This window comes from Nonlabens antarcticus, from assembly GCF_015356755.1.
GTDB lineage: Bacteria > Bacteroidota > Bacteroidia > Flavobacteriales > Flavobacteriaceae > Nonlabens > Nonlabens antarcticus.
This window is the reverse complement of the sequence record NZ_JADFCO010000066.1, coordinates 431,351-457,766: the sequence shown is the minus strand read 5'-3', so window position 1 is coordinate 457,766 and position 26,416 is coordinate 431,351. Positions and strand designations below refer to the sequence as shown.

Sequence of the window (26,416 nt, the reverse complement as noted above, 5' to 3'; positions counted from 1 at the left end):
CTCACTATCCTTTATTTTTCTTCTCTGTTAAATAACTATCTATTTTATGATAAATAGATAATAAGTGATCATCTCTAATCCAATCTGCAACAAATTCACCAAGGTTTGCGATCTCTGCATTCGTTGGGTGGTAATGCTTTACAGCAAAATGAGACCAGCTTTCATTTGTACTAGTGAAGTGTTCACAAAAAGCGATTTCTTCTTCTTCTGGCGTGAATTTGATACTGCGATACTGCTCTCGATCTTTAAGTAATGAATTAGTAAGCTCAACGGCTATATGCATCGTTCCGTTCTTATTTTCATCTACCATATTAGCAAACACCACAACAATCATTAAGTTAGGATGATTAGGCGACACAAAATAACGTGCTCTCTTGTCGTTAAAAGAATTAACTCTTGGAGCGTTGTAATTAAAAACTTCTAATATGGTATTTGCTTTCTCTACTTCAGCAATGATGTGATCTCTTAGATTTTTTTTAAAAGACACTACATCATTTATTTTCTCTTGATTTTCAAAATAGAACGCTATTTCCTTAGATGTTAAAACTGGTGTACTCATATTGATAATGTTTTGAATAAAGTCGGTTAGAAAAATTTGATACTTATGATTTGCATCTAATAAGTAACTACCTATATTTTTCTCGATTTGATTAACTAATTCTAAATGTGTGACGTTTATATAATGAGGCGAACTTTCAAACTTGTCATATTGAATAAATGGAATAGGTTGTAATGAAAGTACTATGCCTATTTTAAACTCATCGTTATATTCTATACTGTTCCAATAGTCTTGCAGGTCATTATTTAAGTGATGATATACTTTGTTCTCGATAATGATTGCTTGTTCTCCATTGTCTAATAATAGGTCAATTCGGCCATTTCCTGTATTTACCTCAGTTCTTGGAATGAAGTTTTGAAATTGAGAAAAGTTCTTATTATTCCATTGAAACAACAGCTTGTTCTGAGTCTTTTGCTCAATAAGTTGCATGAGACTAGTGGTAAATAAATCCTTAAAACCATGGACCTCATTTTCATCAAAGAAGAAAGCATACATATTGCTCAACACATTCTCATAATGAGGTTGCTTTGCAATACCTAAAAAAGTCTTCGGCCGCTTTTTTGATTTGGGTATTTCATTTTGATCAAGAAAATCTTGTAATTGGTTTAGTTCTTTCATTATTAAATCGGTTTCTAGTGTGTTATAAACTTTCATAATACCTACGAACCTTAGCAGCCATCAACTTCCGTCGCTCTACTAAAAAGTCTTTAAAGTTTTCATGCGTGTAGTCAAGAAGTGCTAGTGGTATGTCATTTGCTTCGAGGTTTTGAACTAAATTTTCCTGAGTATCAATAGTTGAAATTTTAATGACTCCATTGACTATTTCTTCTTGTACTTTACTCAGGTAATCCATGGGAGGAAGCTTTCCTACCTTAATGTTTGTTGCCTGTTCTGTATACACATAATTAGCTACTTGATTGTACTGTCTGAGTACATAGCCATTATCTGATAAGTACTTTTTAGGGAAGATGTGATGAATGTCTCCGCGTTGCTCGATAAGGCTACTTATTTTCATACTCTTGGATAAAAAGGCTACGCTTTGCTCATTACACTGTGCCGCCAGATAGACGTTGTATGCGTTGTTATTTACACTAGTACTCTCTAGGTCTGAAATAATCCCGAAGTCCCAGAAACCGTCTCCCAAATGAGTTCTCTGCATTTGCGCGAGATATTCCTCTATTCCCTTTTCATTGATCTGTTTGATATCCTCGTCAATCATAGACTCTGACGAACCAGAATAACGACCTATCAATAGCGACATGACCAACCATTTTTTAACGTAGTACTGTGTTTCGTTTTCTCCAACTCCTTCATTACGCAGTTTTAAATACAAGGCATAAGAGAAATTCAATGCATTTTTTGATGAGATGAGTTTGTTGCTGATAAAACCAGCAGATTTAATGATCATTAAAAACCGTTGATAATAGCTTTTATTGACCACATCCATTAATCCCTCAGAAAGCTTTTTATAACTCGCCTCTGCGATATCGCCTTCATAGGTGCGTAATTCAAAATTTCGACCGGATAGCAAGGCGACCAAATCGCTAAATTTCCCTCTGCTGAATTTATTGGTAAATGCTACCCTTAACACATCAATATAGTTTGGCACATACAGATCATCTTGTCCTGTTGCCATCCATTCAATCCCTTTGTAGTAATCGCTTGCTGCAAAAGTCTTATCGTTATCAATGATATGCCTATTGAAATCCTTATCGACTATTAGCCTACAGAAATAGTCGACGAGCTTGCGCAGTTTATTACCACCATACTGCTCGTCTGAAGCGATTTTTGACATTACAAAATCAGCGTTGCTCAATACGACACCTTTTTGATTGATGCGTATGAAGATCTCTGTAACGGTATCAATGTCTAAAGAATGATCTAATTCTATGATACCGACTTGTTTATTCTTAATGCGTTTAAGATTTTCTATCCTATCTTCTACCAGATCCTCACTTACATCAGGATTCAATTCTATATAATTCCTAATGGCCTTCGTAATGGATATCTCATCATTTACGATTGGATTGATATTATTAATCCATTCTGGACTTTTTTCATAAGCCTTATTTAGAACTTCAAAACGCTCCAGCAGCGGGTTAAAAGCAATACGTATGTTGATCTCTTTGTAATTCTTATTTAAGACTCGCTGACCCACAATGGCAGCCGTTAAAGCTGTAATGCGTTGCTGTCCATCTATCAAAACTTTCTTACCTGCTGAGAGTTCACCATTTTTCAATTTCACATCAGGATTACGCCAGGTAATGATATACCCTACTGGAAAACCTTGATATAGAGAATCTATGAGGTCGCGTACTTTGGCCGCTTTCCATACAAAGGGCCTTTGTATCTCCGGTATAGCGATCTCGCCAGATTTAATCCAACTGAGTAATGTGTCTACGGGTTGCTGGTGAACGGAGTATTTTGCCATGTAAGTGTATTATTATTGGAATTTTGATTTCTAAATGATCTATAATTTAAGAATATCCTTTTCTATCAATTTAAATTGATCCTTTACATCCTCACCCATATAGAAATCCAATAAATCCTTTTTAGTAAGCGTTCCTGTTTCCAAAAATTGAGCTAGATACTTTTGATTAAACTCCATCAAGAGAATAGATTTCTCAATCTGTTTGAGGATATCTTTATTGTTATCGATGTTCCTTTCTACCAGATTCTTGACCGTACGTATTTCATTGATATCTTTCAAAATACGGGTTACAAGAATGGAAAGAATATCCTTATCGATATCCAAATCTTTCGCACTCATGGCAATATCGCGTGCCAGCATATAAGCGATGATCAGATTTGAATAATCTCCTCTTTGAGAATCAATGATAGCAACAAATCCTATTTCAGGAATGAAACCTACATTTTCTGTAAACTTTAGAACAGAATTATCTACTAACGAAATATCAAAAACGATAATGCTCACTTTAGAATTTCTATTCGCATTTGATTCTATAAGTTGACTCCAAGCCGTATCTGACTTTCTAATAAATAAATCCTTACCATCAATAGGACCCAGTTTGATACTTTTATCGAACTTACATTCAATCGCTATTTTGAGATCGCCGTCATTGCCTATTTGACAAATTATATCTCCCGTTTTATTTCTTGCGAGTTCTCCAGCGCTGTTGCCAGTTAACAATGCTTGATCTGGCATACGCTTACTTTTGAAATACTCGTTGAGTGCGTTTGCTAATTCATCTTCTGCAAGTGTACCCTTGATAGTTGACTTATAGAACAATTCTTTTTTCATCTCAAAAATCATCTTTAGACTTTCCAGCTCAGTACCCAGTTCATTGGAGGTTTTTGATAGAAAGGATGATATACGGTCTTCCATAAGTGCAAGTACACCTATATAAAGTGCCCGTATGAATTTTTCATCTCTATCCGTTACTGGTAGATTATCAAAATAATTGAATACGATAGCATTATCGAGTTCGAATTTCTGGATCTCGATGCGTTTTAGTTTTTGGTTGAGTTTTATTGTTGTCATAAGTTTATTTTAATTGAGAAAAATAACTAAATGGATGTCCATAGTATTTTGGCTCCTTATCTATATCTGCTTTTTTTCTATTTCTATCCGGTCTGTTAGCTTTATCCATTTTACGAAGTTTGGAGTCCAACCTAGCTAAGTTCTTTGCTCTTTTCCTATCTAAATGTTTAGGTTGAAAAACAATGTTGTCACTTTCTCTTAGCAGTTTGAATCCAGATGTCCAGCACATTTGTATACTTTGGTCACGGTAAAAAACATTTCTACGACCAACTGACATTGACAATAATCTTTGAGTAACACGATATTTGATTGCTCGCTCAGATATCCTAAAATCAAATCCTCCATTAATCAAGCTTATAACTTTTCCCGTTTCTCTAAATTGCTTATTAATTTCTTTTTTTAAGGAAGATCTCCTTACTCTAATTTTTAAATCACTATTAACTTGATACCCCACAAATGATAACCAAGGCACATTATTTTTGACGTTTTTAGCAAAATCATTTTTAGCCCATTTATAGGGTGCTTTTGATTTGGATTTCCAAAATTCCTTGGAGTAAACTTTAAATTCAGAGAAAGGATGACTTAGTAATTTCATGTCTTTAAGTGTATTGCTATAAACTTCCAATATCGATTTACAATCTCCTTTTGAATTACTCAATAATACCATGTCATCACAAAAACGTGCATAAAAAGTATTTTTTTTATCGATAAACTTCATGACTTTTTCATCAACCTCATGCATTAGTAGATTTGCAATTAAGCATGATATAGCGCCGCCTTGCGGTACACCAATTGATTCATTTGTAGAATCAGACCCTACTTTTAACAAGTCGCTAGTTTTGACCCAGCCAAATTCACTATTCTTAGGTAATCGTGCGGCCAAAACATCTTCATTAAATGAATAACATTCTAAATAAGAGTAGAATAGATTTTTAGCTCTATTGTCAATTTCAATGCCTTGCGAATTACATTTCTTAATATTTATCTTGAAGATTTCTTTAGCTTTATTATGATTAACGCAGTCATAAAATTTTTTAATATCACATTCAGCAACATATAAATCCTCGTTATGATGCTCTTTTTTAAAATTGATTATGTCTTCGACTGCTAAATGATGGGTAAAAGGCTTACCACCTTTTTTAATAGATCGAAAAGCATAGGAACAATCCAGAAATAATGGATCAAAACAATCGGTTAAATATTTATTAACCTGACCTATAATAATTCGATCTAAATATTCAAAATACGCAATAGGTCTATAAATTGTTTTTTTACTCTTAATTTCCTTAAACTGTTTTAATACTAATGGCTTAGGAACCTCATATTTATGATTTAAAATATTACTCCTCAAAGCAAGGAGCATCTCTATTAAGTTTTGATGCCATTTCTCAATAGGTTTCTTTTTGAACTTTTCTGTAGCTCTCAAAACTGTTCTCTCTAATTGAATTACGTTTATTTCTAAAGCGCTTTTTCCTCTTCTTTCATTTTTATTTAATCGTAACCATTTATTTCGACTAGGAAATATTTGATAAAGCTCATCTAAGTTGTCATGTCCTTTTTTTAATAAAATTTTCTTGTGAAATAATTTATCGTGCTCCTTCTTAGCTAATAAAATCCTCTTTCTGCAAAGAATTTTCAGAAGCACACGCTCAGAAAAATAATATTCAAATTTTTTAATATTCATAATATAAAAAATGCGTTTCACTCTGGGCCGGATTACTACCGGAATCGAATCGAATGTATAATCCCAAATTGTTGTATATTATGGAAAATACGAGGGCTAGCATAGAGTAACGTTTTAGAAAACAATATACAATCTTCTATAGCCATACTTTAATTTACTCTGAAACAGTGCCAAGCACTTAGCAGAGCTACTAAGCATTTATTTTTGTTGTTTTATGAATTCATAATTAAGTTTGTAAATCGAATGATTGGCACCATTGATATTTTCTCATGATCTAGATTCTTACTGAGAATATCTTTCCAATATAAGTTTGCATTTAATGGCTTACCATTATTTTTAGGATAATCAATCGGATACCTCAGTTCTACTGGAATATCTTCTGATTGATGCGCTGGTTCAAAGGTTTCTTTATGAAGGCTCAAAATTCCTGAATCATAGTTTTCTATCGCTTTATCTAAGGCAAACTGTTCGTAAATTGATCCTTGTATTCCTGTATTATAAATAGGCAGATTAAATTTATCTATGCCATTTTCAACAGCTTTGTCAGTATCACATATAACATGATATTTTATAGAAAATTTAGAGAATAATTTCTGATAAAATGGAATGTTATTTACCGTACCACAATTCACTACGAACAAGTCTTTATGAGTATCCAAACTTGAGAGGTAACCACGTAACAAGATTTCCTCAGTAGGCCCTTCGATCAGAATTACTTCATCTGCATAGAATGCTTCGCAAATAAATGGATTGAATCGTAACACTTCGTTCATCTCTTGCTTTAATTCAATTCTAGTTTTTACTCCTTTCGATCTTTTTAAAAACTCATCATTTATTTGATACATGGTGGTTGTATCATTCTTATTAACCATTCTTACCAAAGAGGCTTTTTCTTCAGTTATATCAATCATTTGAGGAGAGTGTGAAGCACATAATACTTGATATGGCGTAGAAGAATTACTTACAGAATAAACTAAAGTCCTTAACTGTTTCGTAAGTTTTGGATGTAAGAAAAGCTCTGGTTCCTCGAACAGAACCATGTAATCTTTTTGATTCTCAACACGCTCATACTCATCTGCAATATCTCTCATAAGCAATAAAGAAAATATGGCGGATCTGACAGCGCCATGTCCCATTTGATTATAATTAGTTGGAACACTTTCATCAAAGTTCCCATCTTCATTATTACGCCTAAATTGGACCGAAAATTTTTTCTCTAAGGATTTCTGAGTCCATTTAACATTATCTTTTTCCTCTAACTCTATAGTGGTATTAGGAAACAAGTTTTTAAATTGATTATTAACCTCAGTTTTATAAGCTTTTATAGATTCTGCATTGTAAAGCTTATCCTGAAGTTCTCTCATTTTTTCCTGAGCTATTTTTAATTCTTCCCGATCTTTCTCTTTGAGTCTTAGTGCTGCCTTTGCTGCAAGAATTTCATTTATAATTACATCAACCTCTTCTTCTGTTGGCATTGCTTTGATAAATATCGGTGTAGGAAGAGCAGCCTGAAAAACTGTATCGAGTCCTAAGCCTCCATAGCTTTTTTCAACCCAATCGTTTAAATTATTATCCCAAGTAAAATTTTGAGCTTTTTCTATAGTGGTTGTTTTTCCTTTTTGATTAGCTTTAATTTCACGTCTTATGTAAAGAATATTATTTTCATCCAACCAATCTTTCAAAGAGTCAGCTTTTTTAGCAATTGATGTCTTTTCAAAATCGTAATCGTCTAACTGTAGTCGAAGTTCAAATTCTATTTTAGAATCAATATCCTGCCTAAAAAAATCTTCTATTTTACATGAAATACTTTTTGCATAATATTCATATGCTCTCAAAAAACTTGATTTACCTACATTATTTTGACCCAATATAAAAATTGTATTTGAGTCTTTAAATTCAATCGTATTTTGCTCTAGACCACCATTTATCGCTCTAAAATTGTTGACTGAAAAACTAATAATTCTCATGATGTTTTTGTTTTATTAAACCATGGTACATTTTCTTCCCATCGTTTTTGACGTGTGATACACGCAACCCTATTTATATATTTCCCAGAATAATTTAAGATTTTCAGAAGTGCTAATTCAATATACCACAAACTTAACTGCATTGTTTCATGTTTGATTTCGTTGTTAATTGAATTAAGTTTTTCTCGGTTCTTCTTTTTTGAATGAACAATAGCATTTCGTGTTTGTACAATTGTGTCTGGACCGTCTAGAATATTAGGAAATCTACTGATGTAATTAGTCAAAAAAGTAAAATCCCTGGGTACGGATTGACTTATTTCTATTTGAGAGACAACTAGTCGAATTTTATTCGCAGCACTAATTCTATCACTATCAGTACCTAGCATCATTTGTTTTTGTTCTACAACCCACCAATTATACAATAATTCTAAGGCTGCTTGCGCATTAACAATTGCTGTGTCTAAAAATTTACTGGTATTTGCTTCAATATACCAGTGAATGGCTGTTTGTAAAAAATCTTTATCATCCTCGTCATTCCAGATTTTTCTATAATTTAACCATAAACCCTTGAAATCATCGGTAATTCTTTTTGGCATCCAGCTTTCAGTGTACTGGTAACTATCAAACAAATAACTTGAGTAGTCTTTCCAAGACTCTTTGTTATCTAAATAACCTATCCGAAAAATTGGACTTGTCCGTTTACCACTAACAAATGTCAGAAAGGTACTAAGCGACAACATTATTTCTTGAGACTGCTCAAATGTGATTTTACCTATTTTACTTTCAACTAAACCGTCGCTTAAAATATGGTATCCTCCATTATCACTGACATTACGCAAACGTTCCTTTAAATCGATATGTCGATCTATTGAAATTGCATATTCTTTGCATTCCAATGATAATCTAGCTTTAATTGCGGAATTCATAGATCCACTTACCTTCTGAACATTATAACCAATGAAATCACCAAAATTAGGAATAGAAAAAATAATTTGGTTGACAGGAACCAATTGATCACCTTTAATAGCAGGGTGTGAAATCATTCCTCTAAAAGAAAAATCAGATTGTGGATTACCTAGGTTAATATCTATTAGCGGACCTTTACCAAAATATTTTTCATCAATAAAAACAGATATATCACCATTATACTTTATAAAGGTGTGTATATGAGTTATGTCATCGACAGGTTTTCCCAAATAAGCTACTGAAGGATGAGGGAACCATCTAAATTCTAATTTGCCTTCAAGATTTATTTCAATCTCTTTTATTTTAAGAGTAAAAACTCCCTTGTAAATAGTAACAACCTCATTTGGATAGGTCATTTTTATTGGGCTTTCAATTATCACTGGATATGAACTAAATAAATCATTAAACCTATGCTTCTTCATATCATCCATTTACCCTAAATTCAAAACCACGAACCCCACCAAAGTCAAAACCGTTGTCAAAATCAATCCCAAATAGATAACACCTCTTTTACGCTCTTGCCTATTTTCAAATTTGTTTGCTTTAGCTAATTGTGCATTCCTCTCTTTTTCAGGTTTGTAGGGTATGCTTTGAAATAGAGTAAACCACTTGCTTTGCAAACTACTTTCGCATCGCAACACATACAGATTTGCAAAAGCGAGTACTATTAATATTAAGCTTGAACCCATTAAAAATGCCGTTCCTAAATTAAAGTTACTGGCAGATTTAAACAATTCATAGTTAGCATAAATTCCAAAACCATTAAATATTAAACTCACTACATCATAGCGCCTGGTACTGTATTTGAGATTATCCATAAACAGGAGTTTTAAGTCCTGCGTATCTTTTAACATAAATTCCCTTTCGTCCATTTCAGTCTCTAATTAATTTGCAAACTCTTTTTCATCCATTACCGTTGCCATTTTTGAGAGTAAAAGTTTTTTCACCTCCTCTAATTTATTATTCATCTCGCTATTTTGAATTACTGAGTTGATAACTGGTTTTATAGTATTCTCGAATTCATCCATAACATCAAAAACTTTGCTTGAAACCTTAAATTCTTTAAGGTAATCACTATGAACTCTTTGCCTTCCCGATGATCCTACCATGCTGCTTATTGCATAATTCCGAAATTTCTCGTCTCTAGCTAAGCAATAAACCCAGTAAAAATTAGCAGGCTTTTTTGGTCGCATAATTATAAATTCCGTTGATCCAAAACCGAGGCTATTTTGAGGTAATCCACTCACAATTGCCGTTTTTCCATTCTCTAAACAAGGAGTAATCCTAGCAAACAATATATCATTGTTACAAAACTTTGAACCAGATTTAAAAGACCTCATTCGATATCCCGAAACACTTAATTTATTTTCAATCACATCGCTCATTTCGATGTATGGCGCCATTAATCCTTTCGGAATAGTATGTTTTGGATTAAACTCAATTAAATCATCAATGAAAACTTTATCTTGATTTTCATCTGTATCAAACCAATGCTTATAAAGAGTTTGCGCCGTTTCTTCTAAGGCGTTATTCAGTTCTTCATTGATGCGTATGCGCTCTTGAACCGTATGATAATCATCGACAATCTCCTGCTGCTTTTCTAAAGATGGAACTGGTAAAGTCATATCGCAAAAAGAATCCCAACCCAACTTTCCGCGAACATCCGTATCAGTGAAAAACCAAGTATTTCTATCAAACTCTGCTCTTGTAAACCACATCATTAAGTAATCGTGCAACAATTGGTCTGGTTTGGTTATCTCAAAAACATCATAAGCAGGCGAAACCAAAAAGGGGTCTGTACTCTTTGAAACAGCTATAGGCAATCGCATATCTCTTCCCACGTGCATTCTATTGCAGGCAAACATCTGGTGTTCCACCACTTTATATTTAGTCAGGTCTGTTCCCACCACGTTTGCAACCGATGGCATGAAATATTTGTTGATATTGATGCCTAAGAGTTCGCTGTAAAGCCCTTCTTTATTTCGAGTATTTACACGTTCAATAAAGTCGCCTATGCGCCTGTAATTAGATTTCATAACCCATCTTTTTAAATACAGCAGCTAGTGCTGTATCATTTTGGGTTTTCTCTGCCATAAGCGTTTTAACGGTAGTTTGCAATTCTTCCATCTTATCGTGAAAGTCAACTTGTTCATCACGGTTGATGAACTCAATGTATTTACTAGGTACTAGCGAAAAGTCCTTTTTAATAATTTCTGCTTTCGCGACAGCGGCACAAAACTCTGGAACATCTTTATAATCGGTATCCTGTTGTTGCCACTGGTAATAAGCCGTGGTGACCTGCTCGATATTATCATCACTAAACTGGATAAACTTCTTTTCAAAAGGAATACCTACCTGACGTAAATCCATAAACAATACTTCTTCTTCCCGGTCCCGGTAATGCCTCTCAACAGTTCCTATGTTACGGGTATTCTCTTTTTTGTTCTTGTTAAGAATCCAAAGGGTCACGCTTATGTTCGTAGTGTAAAACATATTCTGTGGTAAAATCACAATAGCTTCGACGAGATTATTCTCAATCAGCTTCCTGCGTATCTTGTATTCCTCGCCACCGCCAGACAGGGCACCATTAGCAAGAATAAACCCGGCAACGCCATTATCAGATAGCTTTGCCACCATATTCAAGATCCAGGCATAGTTGGCATTGGATTTTGGCGGTGTTTCATAGCCCTGCCATCTAGGATCGTTGGTCAATTCGTTTTCAGCACGCCAGTCCTTTTGATTGAAAGGTGGGTTTGCCATGATGTAATCTGCTTTAAGATCTGGGTGTTGATCTCGTGCAAAAGTATCTGCCGCAACAGCTCCTAGATTGCCTGCAATACCTCGTATGGCGAGATTCATTTTGGCAAGTTTGTAGGTGGTGTTGGTATATTCCTGACCATAGATGGAAATGTTCTTTTTATTCCCGTTATGGTTTTCAATAAACTTGATGGATTGTACGAACATCCCACCAGAGCCACAAGCAGGATCATAGATGATACCCTCGTAAGGTTCAATCAATTCTGCAATCAGGTTAACGATGCTTTTAGGCGTATAGAATTCTCCTTTACCTTTTCCCTCAGCCAGTGCAAACTTGCTTAGAAAATATTCATAGACTCGACCTACGATGTCTGTGGCTTCATCTTTTTGGGTATCGATTTTATTAATGGTGTCCAGCAAGGCACCCAGTTTGCTTTTATCCAGTTGCAGTCGGGAGAAGTAGTTGTCAGGCAATGCGCCTTTTAGACTTGGGTTTGCCTTCTCAATTTGATGCAAGGCCGTATCGATCTTGATAGCGATATCGTCCTGTTTAGCATTATCAATAATATAACTCCATCGAGAGCTAGGTTCTAAAAAGAACACGTTCTTCTCATTATAGAAGGCTGCCATTTCTAGGTACTTCTCTTTACCTTCTGCTACCAACTCTTGCCGGCGCACTCTAAACTTGTCACTTGCAAACTTTAGGAATATCAACCCCAGTACCACGTGCTTATATTCGGCACTTTCTACACTACCGCGCAGTTTGTTGGCACTTTGCCATAGGGATTCTTCAATGGATTTTTCTTTTACTAGGTTCTCTTTGGCCATTAAGGGTTGTGGTTAGTTCGCTTTCGCGAAAGCGGAAAATTTAAAAGTACTATGTTAGCAATAATGTATGCGAATTAATCCAGATCAGGCGCACACGGTGAATTATCTCCATACGGCTCTATATATTTCCGAAATGCGTTTCCCGCACTATCTATATAATTCATAGAATAATTAAATTTAGTATTTGAACCGACTTGATATAAATATTCACTACAACCGTATGAATACTTACTCTTGAAACATACCACCGCAAAATAAACCGTACGATAATCTATGGTAGCTTCATAAAAAGTAACCTCAGAAATTGCCGTACTTGTAGGGCTAGTGTAAGTAGAACCATAATAATTATCCTCTAAATATTCAATTTGTTCTTCACACGATTGCGCATGGGAAGAGAAGGATAATACTGTTGTTATTAACAAAAAGTAAAATAGTTTCATATTAAATTATTAAATTAATTATCATTTTAATTAAACAAAATACCCTAAACAACACAGCATCCAAATTTTAGGAAAAAGTGATTGTTTAGGGGATGATGAAGATAAATGTTAAAGGAAACATAAGGAAGTAAAAGGAAAGAAAAAGAGCTTAAAATCAGCATCTCATTTATTACTAACCAGTTACAAATAGGATTAAAAGATGGAAGAGCACTTTACTAGAAAGGCATATTATGAATTGATATGGTTGTATTCACATTGTCGCGATTTCCAAAGAGATAGCCACATATCCAGAATACTCTTGAGCTTATCTCTAATACAAGCTCCACGCTCTACTGTATTCGTTTGGTTGATATAGCTTTAGATGATGTCTTTGTTGTTGCCATTATCAAGAACAAAAGAGTTCCTTTCCTTTAAGGCTTTCCGCACAGCTGTTGTAGCTATGGCCGCTCTCCTATTAGTGCAATTTTCGTGAGGATCAGTGAATCCTATGTTTAAAAACCAATTTGTTTTTTGTTGCATATCGCGATATCCGATATTGATCTTATTAAACTGTTATTTTAAGAACGCTTTCATTGCTCTCTTTAAATGCATTGCTTTTACGTATCATTTCCTCCATAGCGTCCATATCACTTCCGTGGATGGTATGGCTGAATGCTTGTGCCCGTTCCAACATCCGTACGTAGACTTTGGGATTACTATTTCTGGTAAGTTGGCGTAATCCTCCTAGATAATCTTCACGATACACGGTAGGGATGATTATTTTAGTATGTCCCGCACTAGACAATTCGGCATTCATCATCACCCGAGCCATACGACCATTACCGTCTAAAAAAGGATGCACTTCACTCACTACGAACATTATAAATGCCGCCTTCGCAAATGGGTGTGTAAGCGCTTTATAAAAGTCAAAGCTTTGTATCAATGTACCACGTACTAGCTCCATATCAACAAAAGAAGTGTCGCCAGCTTGATTATTTTTATCCTTGAACTTTCCTGGCTTTTTATCTGTTCTAGCACTTAACAATGTGGCGTGACGATATTGAAGAATTTCAATAAAATTCTCTGGCGAGTAAGGCACTATCTTCATTTCTTGCCTATTGGATAGGATTTGATAAGTTCCTAAAACATCGTGTGAATCCTCATTACGCGACGGGAGCGGTTGCTGAGTAGCAATTATTTGCTTGGCTGTATCAATTTCAAAAACCGTTCCTTCAATATAATTCGAAAAATAACTCTCATAAAAAGCAAAATTGCGAAAGGCTTGTGTGGTTTTATTCTGTTCTTCTCGGTTCTTAAATTCTTGTTGCTTTAATTCTCTAAATAAAATTTCAAAAATCTTAATTCGCGCTTGGTCGTAGGGTAAACCAGCAGCTCTTGCTATGGCCACTGGAGATTTAAGATCGCTTGCTGTTCTTGTAGTTAGTAGAGCGCTTATTATTTTGTTGAGTTTTACAAACTCTTTTTGCATATTGAGTTCCTCAGAAATTTCTCTTGCTCTGTCCCTTACTGCATTGAGTTCATCTTCACCATTTACTCTGATTATTTTTTCTATCTTTTCTTCTATTTGAGGGTAAGCAAGTGTTTTAGAATCTGCTCCTGTCTGTCTTGAAACTTGTAAATTTTCTAACAAAGCGCGTTCTCGTTGGGACACCATAAGGTGTCCAGAGAAAGAGGTGTCACCCTCAATAGCCTCTGAACCTTCCATAAAACGAATAGTTATTCCTGGAAGTTTTACTTTTTTTGTGTACTTATAAGTGACAAATATTTGATGAGTTGATGTGGGTAGGTATTCAAACGCAGACCTGTGACTTAATACGGCTCCAGGATAAAGGTTTCCGAGAATAGGAAGTATATTTCGTTGTATAATATCCTCCGGTGTATCTTCAAGGTTTGACGTATAAATCCTTGAGGCTATCTTGCGTACAAGGCCTTCACTCACCCACCTTGATATTCTTCGTGACTCAACGGAGTCAGCGGAGGCATAAATAATTTCTTTTAAGTGTAACCGACTGTTCTTTTCCATTAAAACTGTTATGAAGAACAAAATTGCAAAATATTTTCTATTATATCAGGGTTATTGCTAAATAAATTCTATTATAAATATTAAGTTGTTTTCCATTAAAACAATTAAAGAGCACTTAAGCGCTAAATATTTTCCATCATAAGGGGATTATCGTCAATTTATTTCTATTAGATTTGAAAACTTGTAGTGTACTAGATAAAGTACAATAATAAAGGTTGGCCAAAGTCTAGCTGTAAAACTCCTTTATTAGCGATAAACGTACACCTATCCTCCACCCGATCGGCTTCTACCCTAGTAATAACAATGGATTTAATATTCTGCATCGGGAAATAAACAGATTGGAATTCGTCGAAATCAACAAAACCTAAATATTAGGTTTTTGTTCTAACAGTCGTGTTCGTGTAAAACCAATCAGGAATACTTCTATTTAAGTTGCCTCAGGTTTTTTACATTTGAACTACCTAATTCCGGCATACTCTATTTTGAAACACATATTCCTTTTTATAGTTCTATATAGTACGGCCGTATGGTCGCAAGAAGAAAGTTCTCTATTGATCAGTTCTAGCACCTATACCTCTAGCGATGGGTACTTGATCTCTAGCCCTTACCATGCAATTTATGACAACAGTGGCTGGTTGTGGATCCTGGGAGAGAATAAACTTTCCAATGAATATGTCTTTGGTGAAAAAGAAATCATCATACAGCGATTTGATGGTGCTAATTTTTTCTCTTTGAAAATCCCAAAAACTCCAGGAAAAAAAATAAAGAAAGGACACTTTTTCAAACATAAAGAAAAAGGGATTTATTTAAAACTTTATTATGAAGTGGCGCGAGCAGAGCTGTCTTATATCAATACAGAATCTTTAGAAATGATAGCCGTTGATGCTTACAACAGCTTAGATAAAAAGTACATCATTGCTGAAGAATATGAAGTGGAGGATCATACCAGACTCATCATCACTTCCAAAAATAAGTTTTATAGTGCCGAGATTGATCAGCAAAATTTAAAATTGATAGATTCCATACCTTTTGATAAACCTGTTAATGAACCCTTTTTAGCATTTACCAGAACGGCAAAGGATTATTCCATGGTAAAATTATTATTTCAAAAGGAAGCCATTTTATTAGATAGCAACGGCAAAATAACAAATAAGCTATCTGAAGCTAATTTTATCGATAATAACGGAATGCACTTTTTCCCTAATAAAATTCACAATGCTTTTAAGGTCAACGATACCTGTTATTATTATTTCGATGACTATCAAAATTTATTTGCATTCGATAAAAAAGACAACCGATTTACAGAACTACCAAACACGGGAAAATGCAGTGAACTTTACAAACGATTGCAATTCACTGAAGATCATAAGCATGCCTTTTTCAAGGCACTCTTTAGCGATTATAGCGATTACCAACTCTATAATTTTAAAAATTTCAAAACGGATAAAATCGCCACAATTAGGATGAAAAATTTATCTGAAACGTACTTCAAGGAATTTGGTAAAGATCTAGTGGTTACTAGTGGGAATCAGTTGACCAGCTATACGTTCAAAGAAAGCAAAATCAAAACCTTTTTAAAAGATAAAAGTGTAAGGACTATAAAAAGATTAGGCAACAGCACGTATATAGTCGCCACAGATAGTGAGGGTTTTTTTATCATAGACGTTAAAAAAAATACGGAGCGCCAAATTCAATTTATGGATAAAACCGTAGAGCTGCCTATCAATTACTCTAGGGATATTCTTATAGAAGATAACAACACGATAATCACAGCAGATAGTAATTATCTGTATACCATAGACTCTAATTACAATCTGGTTGATCAGAAAAAAAAGAAAGTTTTAGGGGAGGAAATAATTAAGGTCAAAGACACCATTTTCACAGCAAATCAAAATGGTAATGTCTCTAAACAAGTTGTCAACGATGAAACCTTCACGGTAATAAAAAATACGGAAAACATTAGAATAAGAGAGTTTGCTACAGATGGAACCACACTTTACGCAACCTCTTCCCAAGGAATATTTGAATATGTTAATGGCACTTTTCAAACTTATGAATTTGAAAATGAGGATACTGATAACTTACTATCCATCAAATATCTACCTAATTATGGTGTTTTAGTTTCTACGAAATTTGGTGAGGTTTATACCTTTGACACCACTACTAAGAAATTAAAGCTTTTATACGAGGATGAGTTAAATGCCTCGATTGTAGGAATGGTGGCAGACGACAATAACAACCTATGGTTGAACACTTATGCAGGAATCGTTTCATTCCACCCATTGACTAACAAGGTGGTGAGGTACACGTTGAAGGATGGTCTCTATGAGCTAGAAGGCAATAGATTTAGCACCTATAAAGACCCGGACGGGAATATCCTTATGGGAAGTTTTAAGGGGCTTAGCTTTTTCAATCCAAACAAAATTGCGCAGAACAATGTTTCTATAAAACCACAAATTACTTCCATATCATTTTTCAATTCAAAAGAAGGTAGGTGGGAGATCAATACGGCTCCCGGTTTTTTAAAAAATACTAAGGAAATCAGGTTACCATCAGAGTATAGAAGGTTCTCCACGACTGTTTCTGTATTTGGTGAGGTAAGTACTCGGGATGTAAAATACAGATATCGTTTGTTGAACAAGGATAGTAATTCAGACTGGTTTACGAGCTATCCCGGTAAAGAACTGTTATATGCAAATCTAGCTGCAGGTACTTATACGCTTCAAATAGAAGCACTAGATTCCTCAAAAAATAAAATAGGAGATACTTTAAAACTCAGGATAATTGCACAGGAGGTTTTTTATAAAACCTGGTGGTTTATTATGCTGGTAATGATAGTTACCGTAGGAATTTTATCAATCCTATTCTCTCAATACAAATCAAAACAAACCCTGTATGCCAAAAATGAAATCGCCTTAAACGAGGCTAATATCAAAAGTGATATGATGTTAGAAATTCATCATAGAATTAAAAATAATCTTCAAATTGTCTCTGCTCTGCTGGGATGGCAAAGGGCAAATAGTGATAACATGGAATTAAAGCTAAAACTAGAAGATAGCCAAAACAGGATCATGTCCATCGCAGGTATTCACGACCTGTTATATAACACTGATAATCAAAATACGGTTGAGGTGAAAGAATATGTCAAAAATATAATAGGATACTATAAAAAATTATACCTTATAGATGTGAATTATCACTTAAAGATTGACTCCACGGTTCTAAATACAGACCAGGCAACGCCATTCTCACTTTTACTAAATGAATTGATCAATAATTCTAATAAGCATGCATTTGATGTCATCGACCATCCAGAAATCACCATATGTTTTACTCAGATGGGAGAATATTACAAATTTGAATATTTTGATAATGGTAACTTCAAACAAGAAGATGATAAGAAAAAAGCTATGGGAATGAGGATCGTAGAAATGATGAACAGGCAACTCAAAGGGAGTATAGAAATCAAAAAAACGTCTAACTTTCACTTAACCTTACTTTTGCCATCACATGGATAGTATAAAAATCTATATACTTGAGGACGAGATTATCACACAGGAACTTTTGAAAGAAACCTTGGAGAAATTACAGTTTACCGTTTGTGGAATGTCCACAAATGCTGAAACTGCGTTAAGAGAAATAGCTGTACTACAACCACATATCGCTATTTTAGATATCAAGGTTGAAGGTTCACAAACGGGTGTTTGGTTGGGAAATCAGCTGGATATACCCATCATATATCTTACTGCTTTCAATGATAAAAAAACCATCAAAGATGCCATTTCTACAAAACCATCCAGCTACCTGGTAAAACCATTTATTGAAAGTGACTTGTATATTGCCGTAGAATTAGCGATGGATAGAATTAAAAACTCCTCACAGATTATTGTAAAAGAGCGTGATAAAAATATCATAGTATCAGGACAAGACATTTTATTTGCAAAAAAAGAAGATCAATATCTCTCCCTTCACTTAACCGATTCTAAAAAGTTGATACGTTCTAGTATCCAACAGTTTTTGGATAAAATTAATTCCAGTTCCTTTATACAAGTACACAGGTCCTATGTGGTCAATAAAAATCACGTGACGGCATTTACAAATAAGGAAGTCACCATTGAAGAATATGCCATACCCATCTCTAAAACCTTTGCAAAGGATATTTTAGACGATCAATCGTTTAAGTAAAGGATTTAATAAACCGTCTTAAGTTATAAGTGTAGGGAACTGCAGGAATTTGAGAACCCACTTTTTTTGATTCATCTCACTATAACCGGGAAGAAATTTTAGATGCAAACCCCTCCACACAGCTGCGATATATAAATTACCTAAATCAAAAGAGCCAGTCTTTTATGTACGTCGTATTCTTGATAGTCCTCTAATAGTTCTTCATAGTGAAAATTTACCTCTCGTCCCGGTATTTACTCCATTTATCTATGAACAACCCTAAATTGATCATTCACGACATAATTAGGTGCATTCGCGACATTTATTCCAATCATTCTTATCATAATATTAATTTTACCGTTAAAGTGTAGGTCAACAACGTTTAATTCATCACTGATAAGCTTATAACTATTTCATATCAGGACTATAAAATTTATTCGCTTTCGCGAAAGCCAACTATCACTACAAATAATACCAATTAATAATTTTTACATGATACGACTTTACACCAAGGTTTCTAAAACGCTATCGGACGAATGCGTCTTCAAGGTTCCAATTTTAATTTTACCCAATTAACATATCTTATTTACAATACTTTATTGATGGTTTTGAGCCATTATTTTGCCACTATAAATAAAAAACTAAATATGAAAAAAATTTACTCAATTTTAATAATGCTCGTATTCACAATTAATGTGAATGCACAGTTTAGCGGTGACTATGCTCCTGCTAACTGGACATTTACCAGTGTTAGCTCCTACAGTGATGCAAGTGTAGATATATCGTCCGCTCCCAGCTCTATTACTTTTAACGGTAATAATAGCAAGGCGTATGATAATATTGATGGTGATCAATCTGATGATTATTCCACTGTGATTATGACTCCTGGAACAATTAGCTTTTCATATGTATATAATGTTGATGATTATGACACATTCTTGTATGTTTTAAATGAAGTAGAAACACTGGTGGCGACAAAAGACAACCCAAGTGGAAACGTTATGGATATACAAGTCGTTGCAGATGATGTATTTGCTTTTAGAATTAAATCAAAGGACGATGCAGGAGGAAGAGGTGTAGCTGTTATTAGTAATTTTAGTGCCCCCCAACCAGCACCTACTGTAAAATCTGTGAGTTCAAGCACAGCAAATGGCACCTATAAAACTGGTGAACAAATAACAATATTAGTAGAATTTAGCGACGCTGTAAGCGTTACAGGTCTTCCACAACTAATCCTAGAAACAGGTGATACAGATCGCGTTGTAGATTATGTAAGTGGTTCTGGGACTGCTCAGTTAACTTTTTTATATACCGTACAAGCTGGAGATAACAGTGTAGATATAGATTATGTATCTACCAATTCTCTTGCGCTTAACGGTGGGACTATACAAAACGCCTCGAGTAAGGATGCCGTATTGACCTTACCGGTTCCAGGTGAGGCTAGTTCTTTGGGTGCTAATAAGGATATTGTCATTTCGATTCCAGAAGACGCATCCTTCAGCTACGATGTAGCAAGCTATTGTTCAGACGACGAAGATCCTACGCCTACTATTACAGGTGCTACGGGAGGTGTATTTACAAGTACAACTGGACTTAGTATTAACGAGAGTACTGGAGTAATAGATCTTACTACTAGTGATCCAAGGGTATACACAGTGACCTATACCACAAGCGGTGTGACAGGGGCTGCGAATAGTTCAACTTTTGAGATTACTATTAATGCCTTACAAGAAGTAAGTTTTACCGCACCAGCTGACCTGTGCGTGGATGCTGGAATACAGACCGGTTTATCTGGTGGTAGCCCAAATGCTGGCTCGTTTACAGAATACGTTATAAACGCTTTTGATTTTACTAATTCTAGAATTATAAGTGGTAGTTTTACTTTTAATGCCTCCACACAAACTTACAGCAATCTAAATGTGGCTGTTACCGGCGGTGCCTATCCAAATTTTGTTTATTCTGGTGATTCATCTCCAGGTAGTACAAGCAGTAGCTTAACATTGCTAGGTCCTGGAAGATTTTTAGAATTAACTTTTTCAAACCCCCTAGTAGAAGCAGGAGGAACTGTTAATATTACTGGTGTTACGGAAAGCACTCAACGTTATTTATTCGGTATTGGAAGACTCAGTGGCACTGCATTTGGTACATTAAAAATAATCACAGGAGTGTATTCTGGTCCTGGAGTAACAGATGGTGGCGACGGCACTTATTCTTTTGACCCAGCTGTTGCTGGAGCAGGAACACATACCTTTACCTATACAGTAACAAATAATACTGGCTGTTCTAACAGTACCACGGACACTATCGAAGTTTTTGATTTACCCGCCGTAATTTTTACCGCACCAGACGATATCTCTGTAGATGCAGGAGTTCAGGAAAATTTAAGTGGTGGTGCACCAGTGGTACAGAATACTACACTATGGGAACTCAATAATATAACTTTTGAGGACGGTGGTACCGTTAGTGGTCGTTTTGAGTACGATCCTGCGACTAACAGAGTTATAGACTGGTCGCTTACAGTGACTGGAGGGAATTTACCTTCATTTACTTATACTACTTCTAATTCCTATTTATTTTTTCCGAGTAATAATATTTTATTTGTAAGAATTGGCACAGCTTCAGACCCGATAAGAGATCTTGGATTAGGTTTCGAAAATCCATTTACTAATACAACGGTATCAAATCCTATCCTACCACGTGAAGCTAAAGAATTTCTATATTCTGATTCCAATAATCAACGAAATATAACCTCTGGTACGGCAACGGGTAACTTAAATTCAGTTAAAGGGGTGTATTCTGGAGATGGAGTTACAGACAATGAAGACAGTAAGACCTACAGTTTTGATCCAGCAATCGCTGGTGTAGGAACACACACCATTACCTATACCTACACAAATGCTAATGGTTGTACAGCTGCGGCAAGTGATGCTATTGAAGTATTTAAGCTCCCACTATTTGAAGGTAGCACACCCTCTTCAGAAATTACTAGCACTACAAGTTTTACATTGAATACAGATATCGATATCGCCGGAACCATTTATTATGTGGTAGTAGCAGATGGGGCATCAGCACCTACAGCAGCAGAAGTAAAATCAGGTACCGGAAATGGTGGGGCAAGTGTCATTGCTAGCGGAAATGCATCAGTAAATACAGGAGCATTTAGCAATGATTTTAGTGTTACAGGCTTAACACCAGAAACAGCATATGATGTTTATGTTGTGGCGCAAGACGATAAAAGCACTCCTCACTTGCAAGAGAATCCAACAAAAGTAGCTGTTACTACATTAAAATTAACGCCAGACGCAAACAACATTCTTTACGTTAACAAAACTGCAACAGGTAATAAAACGGGAGATTCTTGGGTAAACGCAATCCCAGAATTAGCAGACGCATTAGTTTGGGGTGATAATAACAAAGCAGACTTTACCACAAAACCTTTACAAATCTGGGTTGCTGGCGGTACGTACAAACCATTATATAGCGCAAGAGATGGTGCAAATTTTGCAGAGGAGACCAAAGACAATGCCTTTTTAATGGTAAACAACGTACAATTGTACGGAGGTTTTGCAGGTACAGAATCAATACTAGCGGAAAGAGATTTAAGTATCACAGCAAACAAAACTACGTTAAGCGGAGATATTGGTGCTGTAAATGATGACACAGACAATGCTAATAATGTAGTTGTGAGTTTTGGCGCAGTGGGCACAGCACGTTTAGACGGTTTTACCGTTTCTAGCGGTCGTGCAAATGACGCTAGAACTTTTAGTATAAATAATACAGATATTAGAAGATTTGTAGGTGGTGGGATGTTTAATAGAAATTCTTCACCAACTATTATTAATACTGTTTTTATTGGAAACACGGCTAAATTTGCTGGTGGTGGTATGTATAATCTAAATTCTTCACCAACTATTACCAATACCACTTTCATTGACAATAGTATTATTAGTACTGAGGGTAAAGGTGGTGGTATGTTCAACAATAGTTCATCTTCCCCTACTATTACCAATACCACTTTTAGCGGAAATTTAGCTGCTGATGGTAGCGGTATGGCAAATCAAGATAATTCAAATGCAATAGTTAACAACACCATTGTTACAGGAACTATTAGTAATGATAATGCTACACCAGTATATAAAAACAGTATTATAGCTGATAAAAGTTATGATAGCGATGGTAGTGAAACTGCTACAAACCTAACAGTAAAAGCCCTATTTAATGACCCAACAAATGGCGATTATAGTTTGTTTAAATATAGCCCAGCGGTAAATGCAGGAAACAATGCCTTATATACAGGTACGCTAGCCACAGACAAAGACCTAACAGGAAATTCACGTTTATTTGCGGGCTTACCAGATCCAGATGTTATTGACATAGGTGCTTATGAGTTTCAAGCAGAACCGGTTAACCCCAGCGATTATTTTATCACAACTTGGAAAACAGATAATGAGGGCAAGTCCAACAACACATCTATTACAATACCAACAACAGGCACTGGTTATAGTTATGATATAGATTGGGAAAATGATGGTGTTTTTGATGAGTTTAATCTTACTGGAAACAGTACGCATGATTATGGAACAGCAGGAACGTACACGGTTGCCATAAGTGGTAGTTTTCCACGAATTTATTTTAATAACAACAATAATGATGTTGACGATACTGATGACGGAAACATAAATACCGGAGAAAAAGAAAAAATAATAGCTATAGAACAATGGGGAACAAATTCTTGGGTTTCTATGGAAAGAGCTTTTTATGGATGTACAAACCTAGTAGGCAACTCCACGGATAAACCAGACTTGTCTGGCGTTACAGATATGTCTTATATGTTTGCTGCCGCATCATCTTTTAACCAAGATATTAGTAATTGGGACGTAACCAACATTACGAACATGCTGGGAACTTTTGGTTTTGCAATTACCTTTAACCAAGACATTAGCACTTGGAATGTAAGCAATGTTACCAATATGAACGTAATGTTTGCCGGTGCTGAAAAATTCAATAAAAATATAGGAAATTGGAATGTGAGCAGTGTAACAGATATGTTAGGTATGTTTGGCTCTGCTACAGCTTTTAACCAAGATATTAGTACATGGAACGTAAGCAACGTAACAGGCATGACAGTCATGTTTCAAGATGCTACAGCTTTTGATCAAGATCTTGGCGAATGGGACGTAAGCAATGTAACCACTATGTTTAATATGTTTTTAAACGTAACCTTATCAACCGCCAATTATGATGCATTATTAACTGGCTGGAGTAAAAAAACACTCCAAGAAAACGTAAATTTTAATGGCGGAAACAGTAAATATTGTAGTGGTACCGCTGCTCGCCAAAAAATAATTACAGACTTTAAGTGGACAATTACAGATGGTGGAAGCCTTGCGGGTGATATTACAGACATAACAGATCTTTCTGTACAAGCGCAATATACATTCCCAACAATTGCCGGAACCAACTTAACAGGTACAGAAGCTTATTATACAGAAACAACTGGTGGTGGTACAAAATATGCTGCTGGCGATATTATAAAATACACAGATGCAACTGTCTATCCAATAACATTATATATTTATGATGCTAACACACCGAATTGTAGTGACGAAGAAAGTTTTAATTTAACGTTAACTGCTCCAGATCAAACAGGTTTGGCATTTGAAGACAATAACTTTTTCTATGACGGTACCACAAAATCACTTGCTGTAACCGGTCAAGCTAGTGATGCTACGGTAGTTTATGTAAACAACGATCAAACAGATGCAGGAACCTACACGGTAAAAGCAACGGTAACCAGACCTAACTTTGCTACAGCAATACTAGAAGCAACGTTGACCATTAATAAAACAACAGCTCTTGTTACAGCAGATGCCATCCAAACGTTCACATACGATGGATCTGTCAAAAACGTGACTGCTAGTTTGAATCATACTGAAACTGCATTGACTTATAGTCCGCAACAAGGTTATTCAAATGCAGGAACCTATGCAATAAAAGTAGACGCAGTTGCAACAGATAACTATCTAGCTGCTTCTCAAAATGTAAGCCTGGTTATTGAACCAGCAACGCAGGTAGGATTGGCATTTGAAGACAATAACTTTTTCTATGACGGTATCACAAAATCACTTGCTGTAACCGGTCAAGCTAGCGATGCAACCGTGGTTTATGAAAACAATGATCAAATAAATATAGGAACCTATACGGTAAAAGCGACGGTCACCAGACCCAATTATGCTGCTCAAGTGCTTAATGCAACATTGACCATTAATAAAGCAGCCGCTACAATTACAGCAGATGCCATCCAAACGTTTACCTACGATGGATCTGTCAAAAATATAACTGCTAGTTTGAATCATACTGAAACTGCATTGACTTTTGATTCTCAACAAGGTTATACAAATGCGGGAACTTACACGGTAACTGTTGCAGCGAGTGAGACGACAAATTATGCAGCGACCAGTAAAAATGTTCAGTTGGTCATTAACAAAGCTTCGCAGGCCATTACCTTCGATGCGTTAGCAACACGAAGTTTAGAAAATGATACTGATTTCCAGTTGGTCGCAACGTCCTCCTCTGGACTTCCAGTGACTTATACTTCTAGTTTTACATCTCCACAACCAGCCGCTACGGTAGCGTCCAGTGGTTTTGTAGAACTACAGACTTCGGGACAGATTCAAATTAAGGCTTTGCAGGCTGGAAATGCAAACTATCAAGCAGCTACAGCAGTAGAACGTATTTTGAATATAACTAGTTCAAACGCACTTGCATCCAGTATTACCATCGATGGACAAGTGTTTAACAATCCTGCAGCGCAGTTGTATTATCTGATCGATTGTGATAATGGGGCCTCTATCGTTGACGTGGCGGTTATTACGGAAGCGAATGCCCAGGTAAGTACAGGATCTAATTTTAGCATCGCTGCTCCTACTCCTGGCATCTACCGCCAGGCAGTTGTTGTGACATCACAAGATGGAACTCAAAGCAAAACTTACATCATTGTAGTGGAGAAAGTCTTTGATTTTGATGCGATTATTGTACAGAAATACAACAATACATTGGTCGTGGATAACAATCCAGCAACTAATGGTGGCTATTCCTTCGTGAGCTACAAATGGTTCAAAAACGGACAATTGGTTACACAGCAGCAGGCTTTCTCTGAAGGTAATAATGCCAGTGATCGATTAGATCCCAATGCTACATATCAAGCGGTGATGATCACTACAGAAGGTGATGAACTGCGCACTTGTATCTCTAAGGTGCAACTTTCTGCTAAACAGGGGTTGAGTATTATTCAAAATCCAGTACCGCAGGGCGCGGCAATTAAGGCCGTAGCTCAGTTTTCAGAGCAAGAACTGAATAATGCAATGTTCCATGTGTATGATCTAAATGGAAGGTTGGTAGTCTCTACTCCTGCTAACGGAGTCGAAAACAACATCCAACTGCCAGACAATCTGCCGGTAGGAGTCTACAAGCTTATTTTAATTACAGATCAACGCAGTGAGTTCATCAACTTCATTCGTAAATAA

General features: G+C 35.7%; 14 protein-coding genes. 3 read left to right on the top strand and 11 right to left on the bottom strand.

Annotation, left to right across the window (positions count from 1 at the left end; translation table 11 throughout):
• Nucleotides 1-4 precede the first annotated feature (4 nt).
• The 11 genes from IQ282_RS13135 to IQ282_RS13085 all read right to left on the bottom strand — a co-directional run bounded on the left by IQ282_RS13135 (nt 5) and on the right by IQ282_RS13085 (nt 14,642).
• Nucleotides 5-1,177, bottom strand: a complete 1,173-nt coding sequence (locus IQ282_RS13135; RefSeq protein WP_194852328.1) for a PD-(D/E)XK nuclease family protein — start codon at nt 1,175-1,177, stop codon at nt 5-7.
• A gap of 22 nt (nt 1,178-1,199) precedes the next feature.
• Nucleotides 1,200-2,990, bottom strand: a complete 1,791-nt coding sequence (locus tag IQ282_RS13130) for a GmrSD restriction endonuclease domain-containing protein (RefSeq protein WP_194852327.1) — start codon at nt 2,988-2,990, stop codon at nt 1,200-1,202.
• Nucleotides 2,991-3,029: 39 nt separating this feature from the next.
• Complete coding sequence (locus IQ282_RS13125) at nt 3,030-4,061, bottom strand: hypothetical protein (RefSeq protein WP_194852326.1); 1,032 nt, start codon at nt 4,059-4,061, stop codon at nt 3,030-3,032.
• Nucleotides 4,062-4,065: 4 nt separating this feature from the next.
• Nucleotides 4,066-5,745 carry a reverse transcriptase domain-containing protein gene (locus IQ282_RS13120; protein ID WP_194852325.1) on the bottom strand — a complete coding sequence of 560 codons (1,680 nt, stop codon included), beginning with the start codon at nt 5,743-5,745 and terminating at the stop codon, nt 4,066-4,068.
• Between the two features lie 212 nt (nt 5,746-5,957).
• Nucleotides 5,958-7,712 carry an ATP-dependent nuclease gene (locus IQ282_RS13115; protein WP_194852324.1) on the bottom strand — a complete coding sequence of 585 codons (1,755 nt, stop codon included), beginning with the start codon at nt 7,710-7,712 and terminating at the stop codon, nt 5,958-5,960.
• A complete protein-coding gene (locus tag IQ282_RS13110; protein WP_194852323.1) occupies nt 7,709-9,109 on the bottom strand; it encodes a hypothetical protein in 1,401 nt (466 codons plus the stop codon). The genes IQ282_RS13115 and IQ282_RS13110 overlap by 4 nt, the downstream gene beginning before the upstream one ends.
• On the bottom strand, nt 9,110-9,496 hold the full coding sequence (locus IQ282_RS13105) for a hypothetical protein (protein ID WP_194852322.1): 387 nt from the start codon (nt 9,494-9,496) through the stop codon (nt 9,110-9,112).
• A gap of 66 nt (nt 9,497-9,562) precedes the next feature.
• The gene (locus tag IQ282_RS13100; protein ID WP_194852321.1) at nt 9,563-10,714 is read right to left on the bottom strand and encodes a restriction endonuclease subunit S; all 1,152 of its coding nucleotides are present in this window, start codon (nt 10,712-10,714) and stop codon (nt 9,563-9,565) included.
• The gene (locus IQ282_RS13095) at nt 10,704-12,263 is read right to left on the bottom strand and encodes a type I restriction-modification system subunit M (protein ID WP_194852320.1); all 1,560 of its coding nucleotides are present in this window, start codon (nt 12,261-12,263) and stop codon (nt 10,704-10,706) included. The genes IQ282_RS13100 and IQ282_RS13095 overlap by 11 nt, the downstream gene beginning before the upstream one ends.
• Nucleotides 12,264-12,337: 74 nt before the next feature.
• On the bottom strand, nt 12,338-12,685 hold the full coding sequence (locus IQ282_RS13090; RefSeq protein WP_228547334.1) for a hypothetical protein: 348 nt from the start codon (nt 12,683-12,685) through the stop codon (nt 12,338-12,340).
• Nucleotides 12,686-13,247: 562 nt separating this feature from the next.
• On the bottom strand, nt 13,248-14,642 hold the full coding sequence (locus tag IQ282_RS13085) for a Fic family protein (RefSeq protein ID WP_317174207.1): 1,395 nt from the start codon (nt 14,640-14,642) through the stop codon (nt 13,248-13,250).
• A 566-nt stretch (nt 14,643-15,208) separates the two neighbouring features.
• On the opposite strand from IQ282_RS13085, the gene IQ282_RS13080 reads away from it, so the two are divergent.
• The 3 genes from IQ282_RS13080 to IQ282_RS13070 all read left to right on the top strand — a co-directional run bounded on the left by IQ282_RS13080 (nt 15,209) and on the right by IQ282_RS13070 (nt 26,416).
• On the top strand, nt 15,209-18,244 hold the full coding sequence (locus IQ282_RS13080) for a histidine kinase dimerization/phosphoacceptor domain -containing protein (protein WP_194852317.1): 3,036 nt from the start codon (nt 15,209-15,211) through the stop codon (nt 18,242-18,244).
• A complete protein-coding gene (locus IQ282_RS13075) occupies nt 18,237-18,911 on the top strand; it encodes a LytR/AlgR family response regulator transcription factor (RefSeq protein ID WP_194852316.1) in 675 nt (224 codons plus the stop codon). The genes IQ282_RS13080 and IQ282_RS13075 overlap by 8 nt, the downstream gene beginning before the upstream one ends.
• A 626-nt stretch (nt 18,912-19,537) precedes the next feature.
• On the top strand, nt 19,538-26,416 hold the full coding sequence (locus IQ282_RS13070) for a BspA family leucine-rich repeat surface protein (protein WP_194852315.1): 6,879 nt from the start codon (nt 19,538-19,540) through the stop codon (nt 26,414-26,416).